The organism is Piscinibacterium candidicorallinum, assembly GCF_047549485.1.
GTDB lineage: Bacteria > Pseudomonadota > Gammaproteobacteria > Burkholderiales > Burkholderiaceae_C > Piscinibacterium > Piscinibacterium candidicorallinum.
In genome coordinates, this window is the sequence record NZ_CP180191.1 from 3,754,744 (window position 1) to 3,768,975 (window position 14,232).

Below are 14,232 nucleotides of genomic sequence, written 5' to 3' on the forward strand. Positions count from 1 at the left end.
GTACATCGACGCGTGACCACGTTCACGCGACCGAGCCCAAGGGGCAGGCAAGCGGCCTGCACCAGGAAACGCAACTTAATGACGAGGTCATCGATGAAACACGCCCTGATCAGCCTGGCTGGTGCCGCCTTTGTGGCGCTGGCTGCCGCACCCAACGCAAGCGCTCAGGCGTCCGCACCGGCGGGCGGCAGCGCGCCTCAAACCGCTGCCGCACCGCTGTTCAACGGCAGCATCAGCCTGGCCGAAGTGCTGGCCGCCCAGCGTGCCTGGGGTGATGCACTTGTGCGGATCAGTGCAGACTTTGAGCAGGGCGGCATCACTCGCGCCCGTGCGACAGCCAACCGCGTGCTGGACACCGCCTACGGCTACAACCTCGGCCCCGTGCTGTTCAAGCCCACGCTCACCGTCGCACCCCAGACCTTCCGCACGACGCGCGAGGGGGCCCTGGCCTACTTTGTGGGTGGTGACAAGGCCTTTCCGTCCGACAGCGGATTTGCACTCAAGGGGTGGACGCGCGTGGACATCGAGAATGCAGCGGTCCACATCAATGGTGAAGTCGCCATGACCACCGGGAATGTCACCTTGACCGACAAGAAGGGTCAGCGCACCACAGTGGACAAGACCTGGGCGTTCAAGAAGGATGACGCGGGCCAGCTGCGGATCGTGCTCCATCACTCCTCGCTGCCACATCGCGCGAACTGACCTTGCCATGCGCCTTCGGCTCAGTCCGCTCACGCGGACCCGAAGGCGCACGGTTCGGCGTGGGTGGCGCACGCCGCGCATTGGCCTTAGCCTTCGCGATCCTGCCGACTGCGTGCAGTCTGCGCGTACGCCACTTTGCTTTGCCACTGCCTTGATCCGCTCCCGCTTGTCGCTTGTGTTCGCCCTGCTTGCGCTGATCGCGATGCTGCAGGCCGGCTTCACTTTGTGGTCCACACACGCTGCCGCGCGAGAGGCGCAACGCAGCGTGGACGCCAAGACCTTGCTCAACGGTTACCTCGCACTGGCCGCAGACAAGCAGCGTCTGAAGGTCTGGTACGCAGACTTCTGGCTCACTCAGCAAGCACCTGTCACGGAGCGGGACCGATTGCTGGCGGCGATGAGTGCCTCGGTGGAGCTGCTGATCGCGCAGTCTGGTGCCACCGGCGGCACTGAAGCAGGGACGATCAAGCTTCTGGCCAGCAATCTGGACGCGCTGCGTACTGCCTTGAAGGCGGCCTCGCCTGCGCGTGCAAGCCAAGGCGCGTCCGACGCGGCGAGTACATGGCGGTCGGTGATGAGCAGCTTTGATGAAGCTGAAGGCCGTGACATGCGGCTAGTTCTCGGGGAGGCGATCGAACGCCAGCGAGCAGCGAGTGCCGCGGCCGAACACGCACTGGCCGCGCAGCTTCGCCAGATTCGTGTCGCTACCGTCGTACTGGCGGTGTGTCTCGTCCTGCTAGCTGGCGCGGCGCTGCTGTACTTCGTGCGGCGGCTCCAGCAGCCCTTTGCGGTGCTGATGCGGCGCACGGAAGCAATCGCCCTGGGTGACTATGACGCGCAGCCGCTTCCAGAGCGGGAAGACGAATTCCGACAGCTCACCGAGCGCCTGAACACCATGGCCACACGCCTCGCACAGGTTCGACAGGTCGAAGAGGTCGCTCGCGGGCAGCTTGAAGCAGCCGTTGCGGCACGCACCCAGGAGCTCACTCGCAGCCTGAGCCGCCTGTTGCATATTGATGCGCAGCGCCGGCGCTTCTTTGCACAGGTCAGCCATGAGCTGCGAACACCCGTCACGGTGCTGCGCGGCGAGGCAGACATCGCCCTGCGCGCGCGGGAGGCGACGATTGCAGACCATCGAGCGAGCCTCGCGCGTTGCCGCGATGCCGCCATTGCACTCGGCAACCGCGTGGACGATCTCGTCCAGGCAGCCAGCATCGAGAGTGACGGCCTGTCGCTCTCGCGTGAGCACAGCCTCATCAGCCCGATGCTTGCAGCGTGCCTGGCGCAGGCCCGCGCGCTGGCACATGGTCGCGGGCAGCAGGTCGAGGATGCGCTGACCGGCACACTGCCCGAGGCAGCGGCTGGCTGGCTTGACACCGAGCGCATCGGACAGGCGTTGATGGTGCTGCTGGACAACGCGCTGCGCTATTCGCCGGCCGGCAGCACCGTCCGTCTGGCGGGCCAGTGGTCGCCAGCTGAGGCCTGCCCGAGCCTGTGCATCGAAGTGATCGACCCGGGCATGGGCACGGAACACTCTGAGCGAGAGCGTCTCTTCGAGCCCCACTTTCGCGGCGAACGGGCGCGTCAGGTGCGGCCTGAAGGCGTGGGGCTCGGCCTGTCGATTGCACAGGCGATCGTGCAGGCGCACGGCGGCGAGCTGAGCCTCGGACCGCGCGCCGACGGCACGCCGGGCAGCGTGGCACGCATGGTTCTGCCGCTGCGCGCTGGATCTTCAAGACCCGTGGGTGACCATGAACCTGCTGATCGTTGAAGACGACGCCCGAGTCGCCGACTTCCTGCTGCGCGGTCTGCGAAGCGAGGGATACCGCATCGTTCACGCATCGACAGGACCGGAGGGTCTGGAGCTGGCGCGGGCGGGTGAGTTCCAGCTGGTGCTGCTGGACGTCATGCTGCCAGGCATGAGCGGCATCGAGCTCTGCCAGATCCTGCGCGCCGAACGCAATCCCGTGCCGGTACTGATGCTGACGGCCATGGGCCGTGTGGAAGACCGGGTCAGCGGCCTGCGCTGCGGTGCCGACGACTACCTCACCAAGCCCTTTGCCTTCGACGAGCTGCTGGCGCGCATCGAAGCCTTGCTGCGCCGTCCGCCCCAGCTGCGCCAGCGCGACACGGTGCTGACGGTGGCCGACCTGCGCTTTGACCGCGAACGCATGGCGGTGACACGTGGCCCGGCCGACGCCGAGAACCGGATCGCGCTGACCGCCAAAGAACTGGCACTGCTTGAGCTGCTGATGAGCGCGCCGGGCCGCATCCACAGCCGGGAGCGGATTCTGGCCAACGTCTGGGGCGCGCACGAAGACCCGCTGACCAACATCGTGGACGTGTACATCCGGCGGCTGCGCAGCAAGATTGACGAAGGCCACGCCAAGCCGCTCATCAAGACCGTGCGCGGCCTGGGCTACACCATCGAAGCGTGAGCGAAGTTCGTTTCTGATTTGAAAATGAGCGCTCTGTAGAGCTTATTTTCAACATTTGATTGAAGATCATTTTTTGGCCGAGATCCGCACGAGACAAGCGGAAAGAGGGGTGATTTCGGACTCGATTGAGTCTGTGCATGTCACGCGGACTCTCTCAGACACCGGCATGCGGCCGCTAAGCTGCCCGCCATGAAAACCGTCCTGAAGCTGCTGGAAAACAACCGCGAGTGGGTGCATGCCCGCCTGGCGGACGACCCTGCGTTCTTCTCGCGCCTGAAGGATCAGCAGACCCCACAGTTCCTCTGGATCGGCTGCAGCGACTCGCGCGTGCCGGCCAACGAGATCACCGGCCTGGCGCCGGGCGAGGTCTTTGTTCACCGCAACATTGCCAACGTGGTGGTGCATACCGATCTGAACTGCCTCTCGGTATTGCAGTTTGCGGTGGAGGTGCTCAAGGTGCGCCACATCATCGTCTGCGGGCACTACGGCTGCTCGGGCGTGCAGGCGGCGCTGGCCGGCACCCGCCTGGGGCTGGTGGACAACTGGCTGCGCCACGTGCAGGACGTGGCCGACAACCACGGCAGCTACCTGGGCAGCCTGGCCGCTGAGCAGCGCGCGCCGGCCCTGGCCGAGCTCAATGTCATCGACCAGGTGCGCAATGTCTGCCGTACGAGCGTCGTGCAGGACGCCTGGGCCCGTGGCGAGACCCTGTTTGTGAACGGCTGGATCTACGGCGTGCACGACGGCACCCTGCGCGATCTGGACGTCACCATCTCCGGCAGCGCGCAGCTTCAGCCCCGGCTGGACGCGGCGCTGGCGGCGTACCGCCCGCCGCAGCAGCGCAGCGCCGCGGTCTGACCCAAGTCAGTTTGTAGTCAAGCATCCGCGCCATAATCCGGATTCCAAAGTTTTGCGGTGCAGCATGAGCAATTTCCTGCTCCCGCTGCAGAACAAATGCCACACGTCGGCGCCGCCCGGCACCCGCTCGCAACGAGGAGAACCGTCATGTCCGACCCGATCGTCATCGTTTCCGCCGCCCGCACGCCGATTGGCGGCATGCTGGGAGACTTTGCTGCACTGCCCGCGTACACCTTGGGCGGCGTGGCCATCAAGGCCGCCGTGGAACGCGCCGGCCTGAAGGGCGATGAGATCGGCGAGGCCCTGTTCGGCAACTGCCTGATGGCCGGTCAGGGCCAGGCCCCCGCCCGCCAGGCCGTGCTGGCCGCCGGTCTGCCGCAGAGCGTGGGCGCCGTCACCCTGTCCAAGATGTGCGGCAGCGGCCTGAAGGCCGTGATGATGGCCGCCGACATGATCGGCGGCGGCAGCCACGACATCATGATCGCCGGCGGCATGGAGTCCATGACCAACGCTCCGCACCTGCTGGTGGGCGCCCGCAAGGGCTTCCGCTACGGCGCCGTCACCACCTTCGACCACATGGCGCTGGACGGTCTGGAAGACGCCTACGACCGCGGCAAGGCCATGGGCGTGTTTGCCGAGAACTGCTCGGCCAAGTACAGCTTCACGCGTGAAGACCAGGACAAGTTCGCCATTGCCTCCACCGAGCGCGCGCTGGCCGCCAACAAGGACGGCAGCTTCGACTGGGAAATCGCCCCGGTCACGATCGCCGGCAAGGCGGGCGACACCATCATCAAGAACGACGAGCAGCCCTACAAGGCCAAGCTCGACAAGATCCCCACGCTCAAGCCCGCCTTCAAGAAGGACGGCACCATCACCGCCGCAAACGCCTCCAGCATCTCCGACGGCGCCGCAGCGCTCGTGCTGATGAAGCTGTCCGAGGCCAACAAGCGCGGCATCAAGCCCCTGGCGCGCATCGTCAGCCACGCCACGCATGCCCATGCGCCCGAGTGGTTCACCACCGCCCCGGTGGGCGCCATCCAGAAGACCCTGGACCGCGCCGGCTGGAAAAGCGGCGACGTGGACCTCTGGGAAGTGAATGAAGCCTTCGCCGCCGTGACCATGGCCGCGATGAAGGAACACAACATCCCGCACGACAAGGTCAACATCCACGGCGGCGCCTGCGCCCTGGGCCACCCCATCGGCGCTTCGGGTGCGCGCATCCTCGTCACCCTGCTGGGCGCCCTGCGCAAGACCGGCGGCAAGAAGGGTGTGGCGGCCCTGTGCATCGGCGGCGGCGAGGCCGTGGCCGCAGCCATCGAGATGATGTAAGCCGTCCGGCATCACACAAAAGGCGAGCCCGCGGGCTCGCCTTTTTCTTGTGCAAACCGCTTCAGCCGCGCGAGGGAACCGTCCACATGAAGACGTTGCTGCCATCGATGCGCGCGGTCTGCTCCGGCTTCCAGTCGCCCAGATCAAAGGCGTGCGAGACGATGCGCGTGCCGGGTTTCAGTTCGGCAAGCAGCCGCGGCCGCAGGCGCATGTTCACGCTGCGCAGCAGATACATCGTCACCACGGTGGCCGGCGAGAAGTCGTAGGTGAACACGTTGCCCACCTCAAACTTCACCAGCGACTGCACCTTGGCCTTCTCTGCATTGGCCTTGGCCTCGCTGACACGCGCCGGGTCCAGGTCCACACCCACGCCGCGGCAGCCAAAGCGCTCCGCTGCGCGGATCACGATGCGGCCGTCGCCGCAGCCCAGGTCATAGACCAGATCGCGCTTGCCCACCTTGGCCATCTCCAGCATCCGGTCCACCACGGTCATTGGGGTGGGCACATAGGGCACATCCAGCTCGAGGTCGCGCGCCAGACTGATTGCAGGTGCGCCCATCCAGGCCAACGCACCGCTGGCGGCGCTGGCCAGCATCAGGCGGCGCCGCGCCGGCGTCTCGGGCCCAGCGAAGGTCTCGGATGGCAAGGGATTCATGAGCCGGGGGTCGTGTTGCATGGGTCTGCTCCGGGAGGGTATGGGATGCTGCGGCGGCAGGGGCGTACCGCACTTGCGGCTCTGACTCCTTATGCGCGGCGAAGATTCACGGATCAGCGATCTGTTACACCCCGTACCGCTGTAGAGTGTGGACCGAACCGGGAGGAACCCTGACCATGAAGTCTGTCCTGATCGTCGGCGCATCGCGCGGCATCGGCCTCGAATTCGCCACGCAGTACGCGGCCAACAACTGGAATGTCTTTGCCACGGCGCGCGACGAAGCTGGCCTGGGTCGCCTGCGCGCCCTGGGGGCCGACGCCCTCATGCTGGACGTGACCGACCCCGCGGCCCCCGCCCGCTTGGCCGAGCGCGTAGCTGGCAAGGATCTGGATCTGGCGATCATCAACGCCGGCACCTTCGGCCCGCGCCTGGCTGCGCCGGATGCGCCCGCGATGGACGACTTCGACGCCGTCATGCACACCAACGTGTTCGGCCCGATGCAGATGCTGCTGCCCATGGCCCAGGGCCTGAAGGACGGCGGAAAGCTGGCCGTGCTGTCCTCGAAGATGGGCAGCAAGGGCGCGCGCACCTCCGCGGGCGGTTGGGTGTACCGGGCGAGCAAGGCCGCGGTGAATTCCGTCGTCAAGGATGCATCCATCATCCTGGCCTCGCGCAGCATCACCTGCGCGGCCTTCCATCCCGGATGGGTCAAGACCGACATGGGCGGTGCGGACGCAGATCTGACGGTGCAGGAGTCCGTGAGCAGCCTGCGCCATACCTTCCTGCAGCTTGCTGCGGAGCACAACGGCGGATTCTTTGACTACGACGGCACGCCGATCCCCTGGTAGGACCGGTCCAGTCGTCCTGTTCTGAAAGCCGCCTGACAGGCCGGATCGCCGCCTCGGGGGCTTCAATTCCTGTTCATCCGGCTGCATGCCGGAACAAGGCACGGGTCAGGTGTTGAGATGAGAGTGCTGGTTGTTGAAGATGAGCCCCTGCTCGCCTGCGGCCTGAAGCAGGGCCTGGAGCTAGCCGGTTTCACTGTGGACCATGCGGGCAGTGCGGAGATTGCGCAGAGCCTGCTGGGTGGTGCGCTGCCGGACGCTGCGGTGGTGGACATCGGCCTGCCCCGCGCCGACGGGCTGAGCCTGATCCAGTGGATGCGTGGCCGCGAGATGAATCTGCCCGTGCTGGTGCTGACCGCGCGCGATGGCCTGCAGGACTGCGTGGACAGCCTGAACACCGGCGCCGACGACTTCATGGTCAAGCCCTACCGCCTGCCAGAGGTGATCGCCCGCGTCCGAGCATTGATCCGCCGCGCCAACTCGCGCACGCAGTCGGTGCTCAACCTCGGCGCGCTGTCGATGAACTGCGCCACACGCCAGGTCACGGTCGGCGGCGCGCCGATGGAGCTGTCACCGCGCGAATGGTCCCTGCTGGAGATGCTGCTCATGGCCGCGCCCAACGTGCTGGCCAAGGACAAGCTGCTCAGCGGCCTGGCCGGCTGGGACAGCGAGCTCAACCCGAATGCGATCGAGGTCTACATCTCGCGCCTGCGCAACAAGCTGGGCGAGGCCGCCGGCGTGTCCATCCGCACTGTGCGCGGGCTGGGCTATCGGCTGGAGGAAGTGCAGTCCACCGCGGCACACTAGACCCGCGCGCCGTCCGACCGGCAGGCGTTCAGTCCTGTAGCGCGCATTCACCTTTGCACTCACGCATGGCCGCAGCCCTTCGGGACTTTCTCGACCGCAACTTCTTCCGTGCCGGCATCCGCCGCCGGCTCATGCTGCTCATGCTCCTGCCTCTGGCGGTGGTGCTGGTGGTGAGCGTGCGCCTGGACTTTCGCGGCTCCATGGCACCGACCATGGCGGCCTTTGACTCGGCCCTCGTCAAGAGCGCGCTCGGGCTCGCGGCGCAAATTCGTCTGGATGGCAATGCGCTCGTATTGCGCCTGGATCGGCAGGCCGAACAAATTCTGCGCAGCGACACGGCCGACGTGGTGCTCTGGGCGCTTTACGACAACGTGGGCCTGCTGGCGGGCGGCGATCGGCGTCTGCCTCTGCCGATCACGCTCGAAGGCGAACGGCAGGTCTATGACGCCACGGTGGACGGGCGCCAGGTGCGGGTGGCACGCGTGACGCGCATCACCGAGCTTGGACCGGCGCATGTTCTGGTGGCCGAGACCTACAACAAGCGCGATGACTCACAGCGCCGCATCCTGAGTGATCAGGTGCTGCCAAACCTGCTGCTGATCGCCTTGACCCTGGGCATCGTGGTGCTGGCCATCGGTGCAGCACTCAAGCCCCTGGAGCAGCTGCGCGCCGACATCGCCAGCCGCACCGCGCGCGACCTGCATCCCATCGATGTGAATGCGGTGCCGGTGGACTCGCGGCCAGTGGTGGATTCACTGAACCGCTTGTTTGAGTCCCTGCGCCGCTCCGAGCAGACTCAGCGCGAATTCCTGGCCAACGCCGCGCACCAGCTGCGTACCCCGGTCACGGGCCTGACCACCCAGATCGAGCTGGCCCAGATCGAGGGTGCGTTCGATGACACACCCGAGCGGGCCGAACGCCTGCAGCAAGCACTGGACCAGCTGCGCCAGCTGCTCGATCAGCTCCTGACCCTCTCGCGCGCCGAGGCCTTCGGCAGCGCGGCACACACCTTCGCCACGGTGGACATCAAGGCTCTGCTCGAGCAGCAGGCCGGGCTGTTCATTGACCGCGCCGTGGCGCGGCGCATCGACCTGGGTTATGCGCTGCAGCCCTGCCAGACGCAGGGCATCGACTGGCTGCTGCGCGAACTGGCCGGCAACCTGATCGACAACGCCTTGCGCTACACCCCGGAGGGTGGCGAGGTGACGGTGAGTTGCGGCGAAGACGGCGATGGCCCCTGGCTGGCAGTGGAGGACACGGGTCCCGGTATCTCGGCCGATGACCGTGAGCGCGTCTTCGAGCGCTTCTGGCGCGGCGCAAGCAGCCGCCAACCGACAGAGGCCGCCACACAGGGAAGCGGCCTGGGCATGGCGATCGTGCGCGAGATTGCCGAACAGCACCGCGCACGCGTCGAGATCACCGACGCCTGGCGCAGGCCGGATGGCTCAACCGGCCCGGGCACACGGATCACTGTGCGATTCCCGGCGCAGGCTTGAGCACCCATGCGTTCAGCAGAAGCGCTGGGCAGGCATCTGGTGCGTGGGCTGCCCTCGCGCCTGCGCCACCTCAGCCAGCAGATCGGGCCGGGGCTCATCACCGGTGCAGCCGATGACGATCCGTCAGGGCTGGCAACGTATTCGCAGGCCGGGGCGCAGTATGGCGCGGGCCTGCTCTGGACCACGGCGCTGACCACGCCACTGATGATCGGCATCCAGATGGTCAGTGCGCGCATCGGCTGGCTCACGGGCGAAGGTCTGGCCAAGGCCATGTGCCGGGTCATGCCCCGCTGGCTGGCCGTGGTCCTGGTGGCAGCACCGGTGCTGGCCAACACCCTGAACATCGCCGCGGACATTGCCGCCATGGGCGAAGCCCTCCAGCTGGTGGTGGGCGGGCCGGCCAACGGGTATTCGATCGTCTTTGCGCTGCTGTGCATCGTGCTGCCGATCCGCTTCTCCTATGAGGGCATGGTCCGCCTGCTCAAGTGGCTGACCCTGGCGCTGCTGGCCTATGTAGCGGTGGTACTCATGCTGCACGTGAACTGGGAGCGCGTGCTGGTTCAGACGCTGATTCCGCAACTGGGCCACGGCAGCGGCTACTGGCTCATGGTCGTGGCTGTGCTGGGCACGACGATCAGTCCCTACCTCTTCTTCTGGCAGGCGGCGCAGGAAGCGGAATCCCGCCAGCGGGCCGAGTCCGCGCATCTGGTGCAGACGCCGCACGTAACGCGCGAGCACCTGTACCGCATCAAGCTCGACAGCAGCTTCGGCATGGTCTTCTCGAACCTGATCGCCTTCTGCGTCATGCTGGCCTGCGCCCTGACGCTGCATCAGGCCGGCATTACCGAGATCGAGACCACGCGCCAGGCGGCCGAGGCGCTGCGCCCGATTGCCGGCGAGTTCGCGTTCATGCTGTTTGCACTGGGCGTCATCGGCACCGGCATGCTTGCGGTGCCGGTGCTGGCGGGATCGGCGGCCTATGCCGTGGCCGATGTACTCGAGTGGCGCGGCGGACTGGACCACGGTTTCAGCGAGGCCAAGGGCTTCTATGGCGTGCTGATCGCCGCCACCGCCGGCGGAGTGCTGCTCGATTTCACCGGCATCGACCCGATCAAGGCCTTGTTCTGGAGCGCGGTGGTCAACGGCGTGATCGCCGTGCCGATCATGGCCGTGATGATGTGGATCGGCGCACGCAGCGATGTACTGGGCCGCTGGACGCTCACCCGTCCGCATCGCGTGCTCGGCTGGGTGGCCACTGCGGCAATGGCCACGGCGGTGCTCGGTATGCTGGTGACCGCGCTTGCAGGCTAGGACACCGTCCTGGCGCCGCGCCAACTCGCGTGAGGAAGCGGATCAATGAGCAATGGCAAACGCCTGATTTCCAGCGGTTCGGCCTTCGAGGCCATCGCGGGCTACTCGCGCGCCGTGGTGCAGGATGGCTGGGTGCACGTCTCCGGCACCACGGGTTTTGACTACACGCGCATGGAAATCCACAGCGACCTGATCGCGCAGACGCACCAGTGCTTTGCCAACATCAGTGCAGCGCTGGAGAAGGCCGGCTGCACGCTGGACGATGTCGTCCGTGTGCGCTATCTGCTGACCGATGCGGCCGACTTCGACCGCGTGGCGCCGATCTTTGGGGAATACTTCGGCCGCGCGCGCCCGGCGGCTACCGCCATGGTGGTGGGCCTGGTGGACCCGCGCATGCTGATCGAGATTGAGGTCACGGCGCGGCAGCCCTGAGCCACGCGCGCTGCTGCTCAGCGCACGGCTTCGATCACGCCGCAGCCCGGCCGAGGTCCGGAGTTGCCGGTGGGCTGGGTCTTCAAGTCGTCCGGGTCGCGGTGAACGATCACAGCGCGGCCGATGATGCCGAGCGGGCTCACGTCCAAAGTCACGCCCTTGAGCTCGAAGCGCAGCTCCGCATTGCCGTTGGCGTCAGCCTTGAGTGCCGGCAGATCGCCGGCATGTGCGTCACCCGCGCCATGCATGCCATGGCGCTTGCCAGCCGGATTGAAGTGGCCGCGGCTGGCCATGCCCTCGCTCGCGCAGTCGCCCACCTCGTGAATGTGAAATCCGTGCGTGGCATTCGGCTTCAGCCCCGTGATGCGCCCGGAGACGTAGACCACCCCTTCCGCCTGCCGGAATTCCAGCTGACCTGCGGGACTCATGGCCGCTGCCGTGGCGGCACCCGTGGGCACGATCTGTACGCGCGCAAGCGGCGGCCCATAGGTGGCGGGGGAGCTGCATGCGGCAAGCAGCACGCCGGCGAGCACAGGCAGGCAGAGCGCAGCGCGGTGGTGGGTCATGGTTTCAGCCTTGTTGATGAACAGTGATCTCAGAGACAAGGATGCCGCGCGCGCGTTCAAGGCCTGTGTAACCATGCGTAGTCTGCGCTGCGCGCATGACAGACGGGTTGAAGCAAGACTTCGGCTTCGCATGCTTTAGCTGCATCAACTGGATGGATCGAGGCGCCGCGGCCGGTCTGGTCGAAGGGCCGAATCGGCCTCGCGCTGCCGATGCGCAACTGACTGCGGCCTAAGCTGCGCAACCGTTCTCACTGACACCCGGCGCCAAACCGCCCGGTGCACCGCATGTTTGAAGCTGCATCCACGGCCGTCACCCGCCCGCTGCTCGGTGTGCATGCCAAGCTGCTTGGCATGGCTGTGCTCTGGGGTGCGTCCTGGCCTGCGGGCAAGGTGCTGGCCCAGTCCATGCCGCCGCTCACGGCCGCTGCGTGGCGCTTCGCCTTCGCGGTGCTGATCCTGCTGGTCTGGATGCTCGCCACGCGCGGCTGGCCGCGTCTGAGTCCCCGGCAATGGGCAAGCCTGGCGCTGGCGGGCGCGGTGGGTGTGTTTGGTTATGCCGTGTTCTTCATGCTCGGCCTGCAGCTCGTGCCCGCATCACGCGCCGCGCTGGTGGTGACGACCAATCCCGTGTTCACCACCCTGCTCGCCGTGTGGCTCTTCAGGGAGCACTTCAACGGACGGATCGGTCTGGGCATGCTGATGGCCGTACTCGGCGCGGCCACGGTGCTCACGCGCGGTGCGCCCTGGCATCTGTTTGCAGGCGCGCTGGGCCTGGGCGAATGGCTGCTGCTGGGCTGCGTGGCCACCTGGACCGGCTACACGCTCATCAGCCGCGGCCTGCTCAAGGGCATCGATACAGTGACCAGCACGGCCCTGGGCGCCGTCTTCGGTACCGCCTTGCTGATCGTCACCGCACTCTTGCTGGACGGCCGCGCCGCGCTGGCCGCACCCCTGGTCTGGACACCCACGGTCTGGATCTCCATGGCCTTTCTGGTGGTGGGCGCCACGGTGCTGGCCTACGCCTGGTACTTCGACGGCGTGGCCCAGCTCGGTGCCGGCACGGCTGCGAGCTACATCAGCCTGGTGCCGGTCTTCGGCGTCAGTTCGAGCATTCTGCTGCTCGGCGAGCCGGTGGATAGCTCACTGTTGATCGGCGGTGCACTGGCCGTGGCGGGCGTGGTAGTGATGAATCGGGCGAGGCGCTGAGGCTGCAGGCGCGACAATTCAGCCGTGACCCACGCCGACATCCAGCGCTTCTTCGACCGCTACACCGCCGCCTTCGACACACTGGACGGCGACGCGGTCGCGGCGCTCTGGCACACGGCCAGTGGCATTGCCGATGCGCGCGGCGTGGTCTGGTGGACGGATGCAGCCGACATTGCAGCCAACATGCGCGAGCTGTGCAAGGTCTATCGCAACGCGGGCTATGTCCGCGCGCAGCACCGCATCCTGGATGCCGTGCCGATGGGCGCGGATGACGCCTTCGTCAATGTCGCCTGGGTGATAGAGGGTTCGGGTGGCACTGTGCTGCAATCCTTCCGCACGGGCTACCAGCTCAAGAAGCCACCGGGCGCTGCGGCTGACGCCATCCGCGTGCTGCTGTGCACCGCCTACGAAGAAGACATCACTCAACTTCCCAATCATGCTGCTCACTGAAGACCAGAACATGGTGCGCGACGCCGTGCGCGCCTACGTGCAGGACCACATCGCCCCCAAGGCCGCCGAGTGGGATAAGACGCACCACTTCCCGGCCGCCGAGTTGAAGGGCCTGGCCGAGCTGGGTTGCTACGGCATCTGCGTGCCCGACAGCTACGGCGGCGCCGGGCTGGACTATGTGTCTCTGGCGGTGATCCTGGAAGAGATTGCCGCCGGCGACGGCGCCACCAGCACGGTGGTGAGCGTGAACAACTGCCCCGTGTGCTCGATCCTGATGAGCTTTGCCAGCGAGGCGCAGAAGCAGCAGTACCTCGTGCCCCTGGCGCGCGGCGAGATGCTCGGCGCCTTTGCCCTGACCGAGCCGCATGTGGGCAGCGACGCCAGCGCGCTGCGCACCACCGCAACGCGCGATGGCGACCACTACGTGCTCAACGGCGTGAAGCAGTTCATCACCAGTGGCAAGCATGGCGATGTGGCCATCGTCTTTGCCGTGACGGACAAGGCCGCTGGCAAGAAAGGCATCTCCGCCTTCATCGTCGAGACCAGGACACCCGGCTACATCGTTGCCCGCGTGGAAGACAAGATGGGCCAGCACGCCAGCGACACGGCACAGATCCTGTTCGAGAACTGCCGCGTGCCCGCCGCCAATCGCCTGGGCGAGGAAGGCGCGGGCTACAAGATGGCGCTGTCCGGTCTGGAGGGCGGGCGCATCGGCATTGCCAGCCAGTGCGTGGGAATGGCGCGCGCCGCCTTTGAGTGCGCCCTGCAGTACTCGAAGGACCGCGAGGCCTTTGGTCAGCCCCTGTTCAACCACCAGGCCGTGCAGTTCCGCCTGGCCGACATGGCCATGCGCATCGAGGCCGCACGCCAGCTCATCTGGCACGCGGCCGCGCTCAAGGACGCCGGCCAGCCCTGCCTGAAGGAAGCCGCCATGGCCAAGCTGCTGGCCAGCGAGATGGCCGAGCGCGTGTGTTCAGACGCCATCCAGACCCTGGGCGGCTACGGCTATGTGAGCGACTTTCCGGTCGAGCGCATCTACCGCGACGTGCGTGTGGCTCAGATCTACGAAGGCACCAGCGACATCCAGAAGATCCTGATAGGCCGCGCGCTCGCCGGCTGAGGCTGACACCCGGACTC

General features: G+C 66.7%; 15 protein-coding genes. 13 read left to right on the forward strand and 2 right to left on the reverse strand.

The window, feature by feature from the left end; translation table 11 throughout:
- The first annotated feature begins 93 nt into the window (after window positions 1-93).
- The 5 genes from ACMDW7_RS16985 (at window position 94) to ACMDW7_RS17005 (ending at window position 5,327) form a co-directional block, all read left to right on the forward strand.
- Complete coding sequence (locus ACMDW7_RS16985; RefSeq protein WP_377304581.1) at window positions 94-702, forward strand: hypothetical protein; 609 nt, start codon at window positions 94-96, stop codon at window positions 700-702.
- A gap of 175 nt (window positions 703-877) precedes the next feature.
- A complete protein-coding gene (locus ACMDW7_RS16990) occupies window positions 878-2,473 on the forward strand; it encodes an ATP-binding protein (RefSeq protein ID WP_377305053.1) in 1,596 nt (531 codons plus the stop codon).
- Window positions 2,454-3,140 carry a response regulator transcription factor gene (locus ACMDW7_RS16995; protein WP_377304583.1) on the forward strand — a complete coding sequence of 229 codons (687 nt, stop codon included), beginning with the start codon at window positions 2,454-2,456 and terminating at the stop codon, window positions 3,138-3,140. The genes ACMDW7_RS16990 and ACMDW7_RS16995 overlap by 20 nt, the downstream gene beginning before the upstream one ends.
- A gap of 189 nt (window positions 3,141-3,329) precedes the next feature.
- On the forward strand, window positions 3,330-3,998 hold the full coding sequence (gene can / locus ACMDW7_RS17000) for a carbonate dehydratase (protein ID WP_377304585.1): 669 nt from the start codon (window positions 3,330-3,332) through the stop codon (window positions 3,996-3,998).
- A gap of 147 nt (window positions 3,999-4,145) precedes the next feature.
- Window positions 4,146-5,327 carry an acetyl-CoA C-acyltransferase gene (locus ACMDW7_RS17005; protein ID WP_377304587.1) on the forward strand — a complete coding sequence of 394 codons (1,182 nt, stop codon included), beginning with the start codon at window positions 4,146-4,148 and terminating at the stop codon, window positions 5,325-5,327.
- 61 nt (window positions 5,328-5,388) lie between these two features.
- Here ACMDW7_RS17005 and ACMDW7_RS17010 read toward each other — a convergent pair whose 3' ends face one another.
- A complete protein-coding gene (locus tag ACMDW7_RS17010) occupies window positions 5,389-6,003 on the reverse strand; it encodes a class I SAM-dependent methyltransferase (RefSeq protein ID WP_377304589.1) in 615 nt (204 codons plus the stop codon).
- 155 nt (window positions 6,004-6,158) lie between these two features.
- On the opposite strand from ACMDW7_RS17010, the gene ACMDW7_RS17015 reads away from it, so the two are divergent.
- The 5 genes from ACMDW7_RS17015 to ACMDW7_RS17035 all read left to right on the forward strand — a co-directional run bounded on the left by ACMDW7_RS17015 (window position 6,159) and on the right by ACMDW7_RS17035 (window position 10,873).
- A complete protein-coding gene (locus tag ACMDW7_RS17015) occupies window positions 6,159-6,830 on the forward strand; it encodes an SDR family oxidoreductase (RefSeq protein WP_377304591.1) in 672 nt (223 codons plus the stop codon).
- A gap of 117 nt (window positions 6,831-6,947) precedes the next feature.
- The gene (locus tag ACMDW7_RS17020; RefSeq protein ID WP_377304593.1) at window positions 6,948-7,634 is read left to right on the forward strand and encodes a response regulator; all 687 of its coding nucleotides are present in this window, start codon (window positions 6,948-6,950) and stop codon (window positions 7,632-7,634) included.
- Window positions 7,635-7,699: 65 nt separating this feature from the next.
- Entirely contained in the window at window positions 7,700-9,130 is a 1,431-nt protein-coding gene (locus tag ACMDW7_RS17025; RefSeq protein ID WP_377304595.1) for a sensor histidine kinase, read from the forward strand.
- A gap of 6 nt (window positions 9,131-9,136) precedes the next feature.
- Window positions 9,137-10,441 carry an NRAMP family divalent metal transporter gene (locus tag ACMDW7_RS17030; protein WP_377304597.1) on the forward strand — a complete coding sequence of 435 codons (1,305 nt, stop codon included), beginning with the start codon at window positions 9,137-9,139 and terminating at the stop codon, window positions 10,439-10,441.
- 45 nt (window positions 10,442-10,486) lie between these two features.
- The gene (locus tag ACMDW7_RS17035) at window positions 10,487-10,873 is read left to right on the forward strand and encodes a RidA family protein (protein ID WP_377304598.1); all 387 of its coding nucleotides are present in this window, start codon (window positions 10,487-10,489) and stop codon (window positions 10,871-10,873) included.
- Between the two features lie 17 nt (window positions 10,874-10,890).
- Here the strand turns inward: ACMDW7_RS17035 and ACMDW7_RS17040 are convergent, their stop codons facing one another.
- A complete protein-coding gene (locus tag ACMDW7_RS17040; protein WP_377304600.1) occupies window positions 10,891-11,439 on the reverse strand; it encodes a superoxide dismutase family protein in 549 nt (182 codons plus the stop codon).
- Between the two features lie 285 nt (window positions 11,440-11,724).
- On the opposite strand from ACMDW7_RS17040, the gene ACMDW7_RS17045 reads away from it, so the two are divergent.
- The 3 genes from ACMDW7_RS17045 to ACMDW7_RS17055 are packed head-to-tail and all read left to right on the forward strand — an operon-like array spanning window position 11,725 to window position 14,215.
- Window positions 11,725-12,645: a DMT family transporter gene (locus ACMDW7_RS17045; RefSeq protein ID WP_377304602.1), complete on the forward strand. Its 921-nt coding sequence runs from the start codon at window positions 11,725-11,727 to the stop codon at window positions 12,643-12,645.
- A 24-nt stretch (window positions 12,646-12,669) separates the two neighbouring features.
- Window positions 12,670-13,095: a hypothetical protein gene (locus tag ACMDW7_RS17050; RefSeq protein WP_377304604.1), complete on the forward strand. Its 426-nt coding sequence runs from the start codon at window positions 12,670-12,672 to the stop codon at window positions 13,093-13,095.
- Window positions 13,082-14,215 carry an acyl-CoA dehydrogenase family protein gene (locus ACMDW7_RS17055; protein ID WP_377304606.1) on the forward strand — a complete coding sequence of 378 codons (1,134 nt, stop codon included), beginning with the start codon at window positions 13,082-13,084 and terminating at the stop codon, window positions 14,213-14,215. Before ACMDW7_RS17050 ends, ACMDW7_RS17055 begins: the two co-directional genes overlap by 14 nt.
- Window positions 14,216-14,232: the final 17 nt, after the last annotated feature.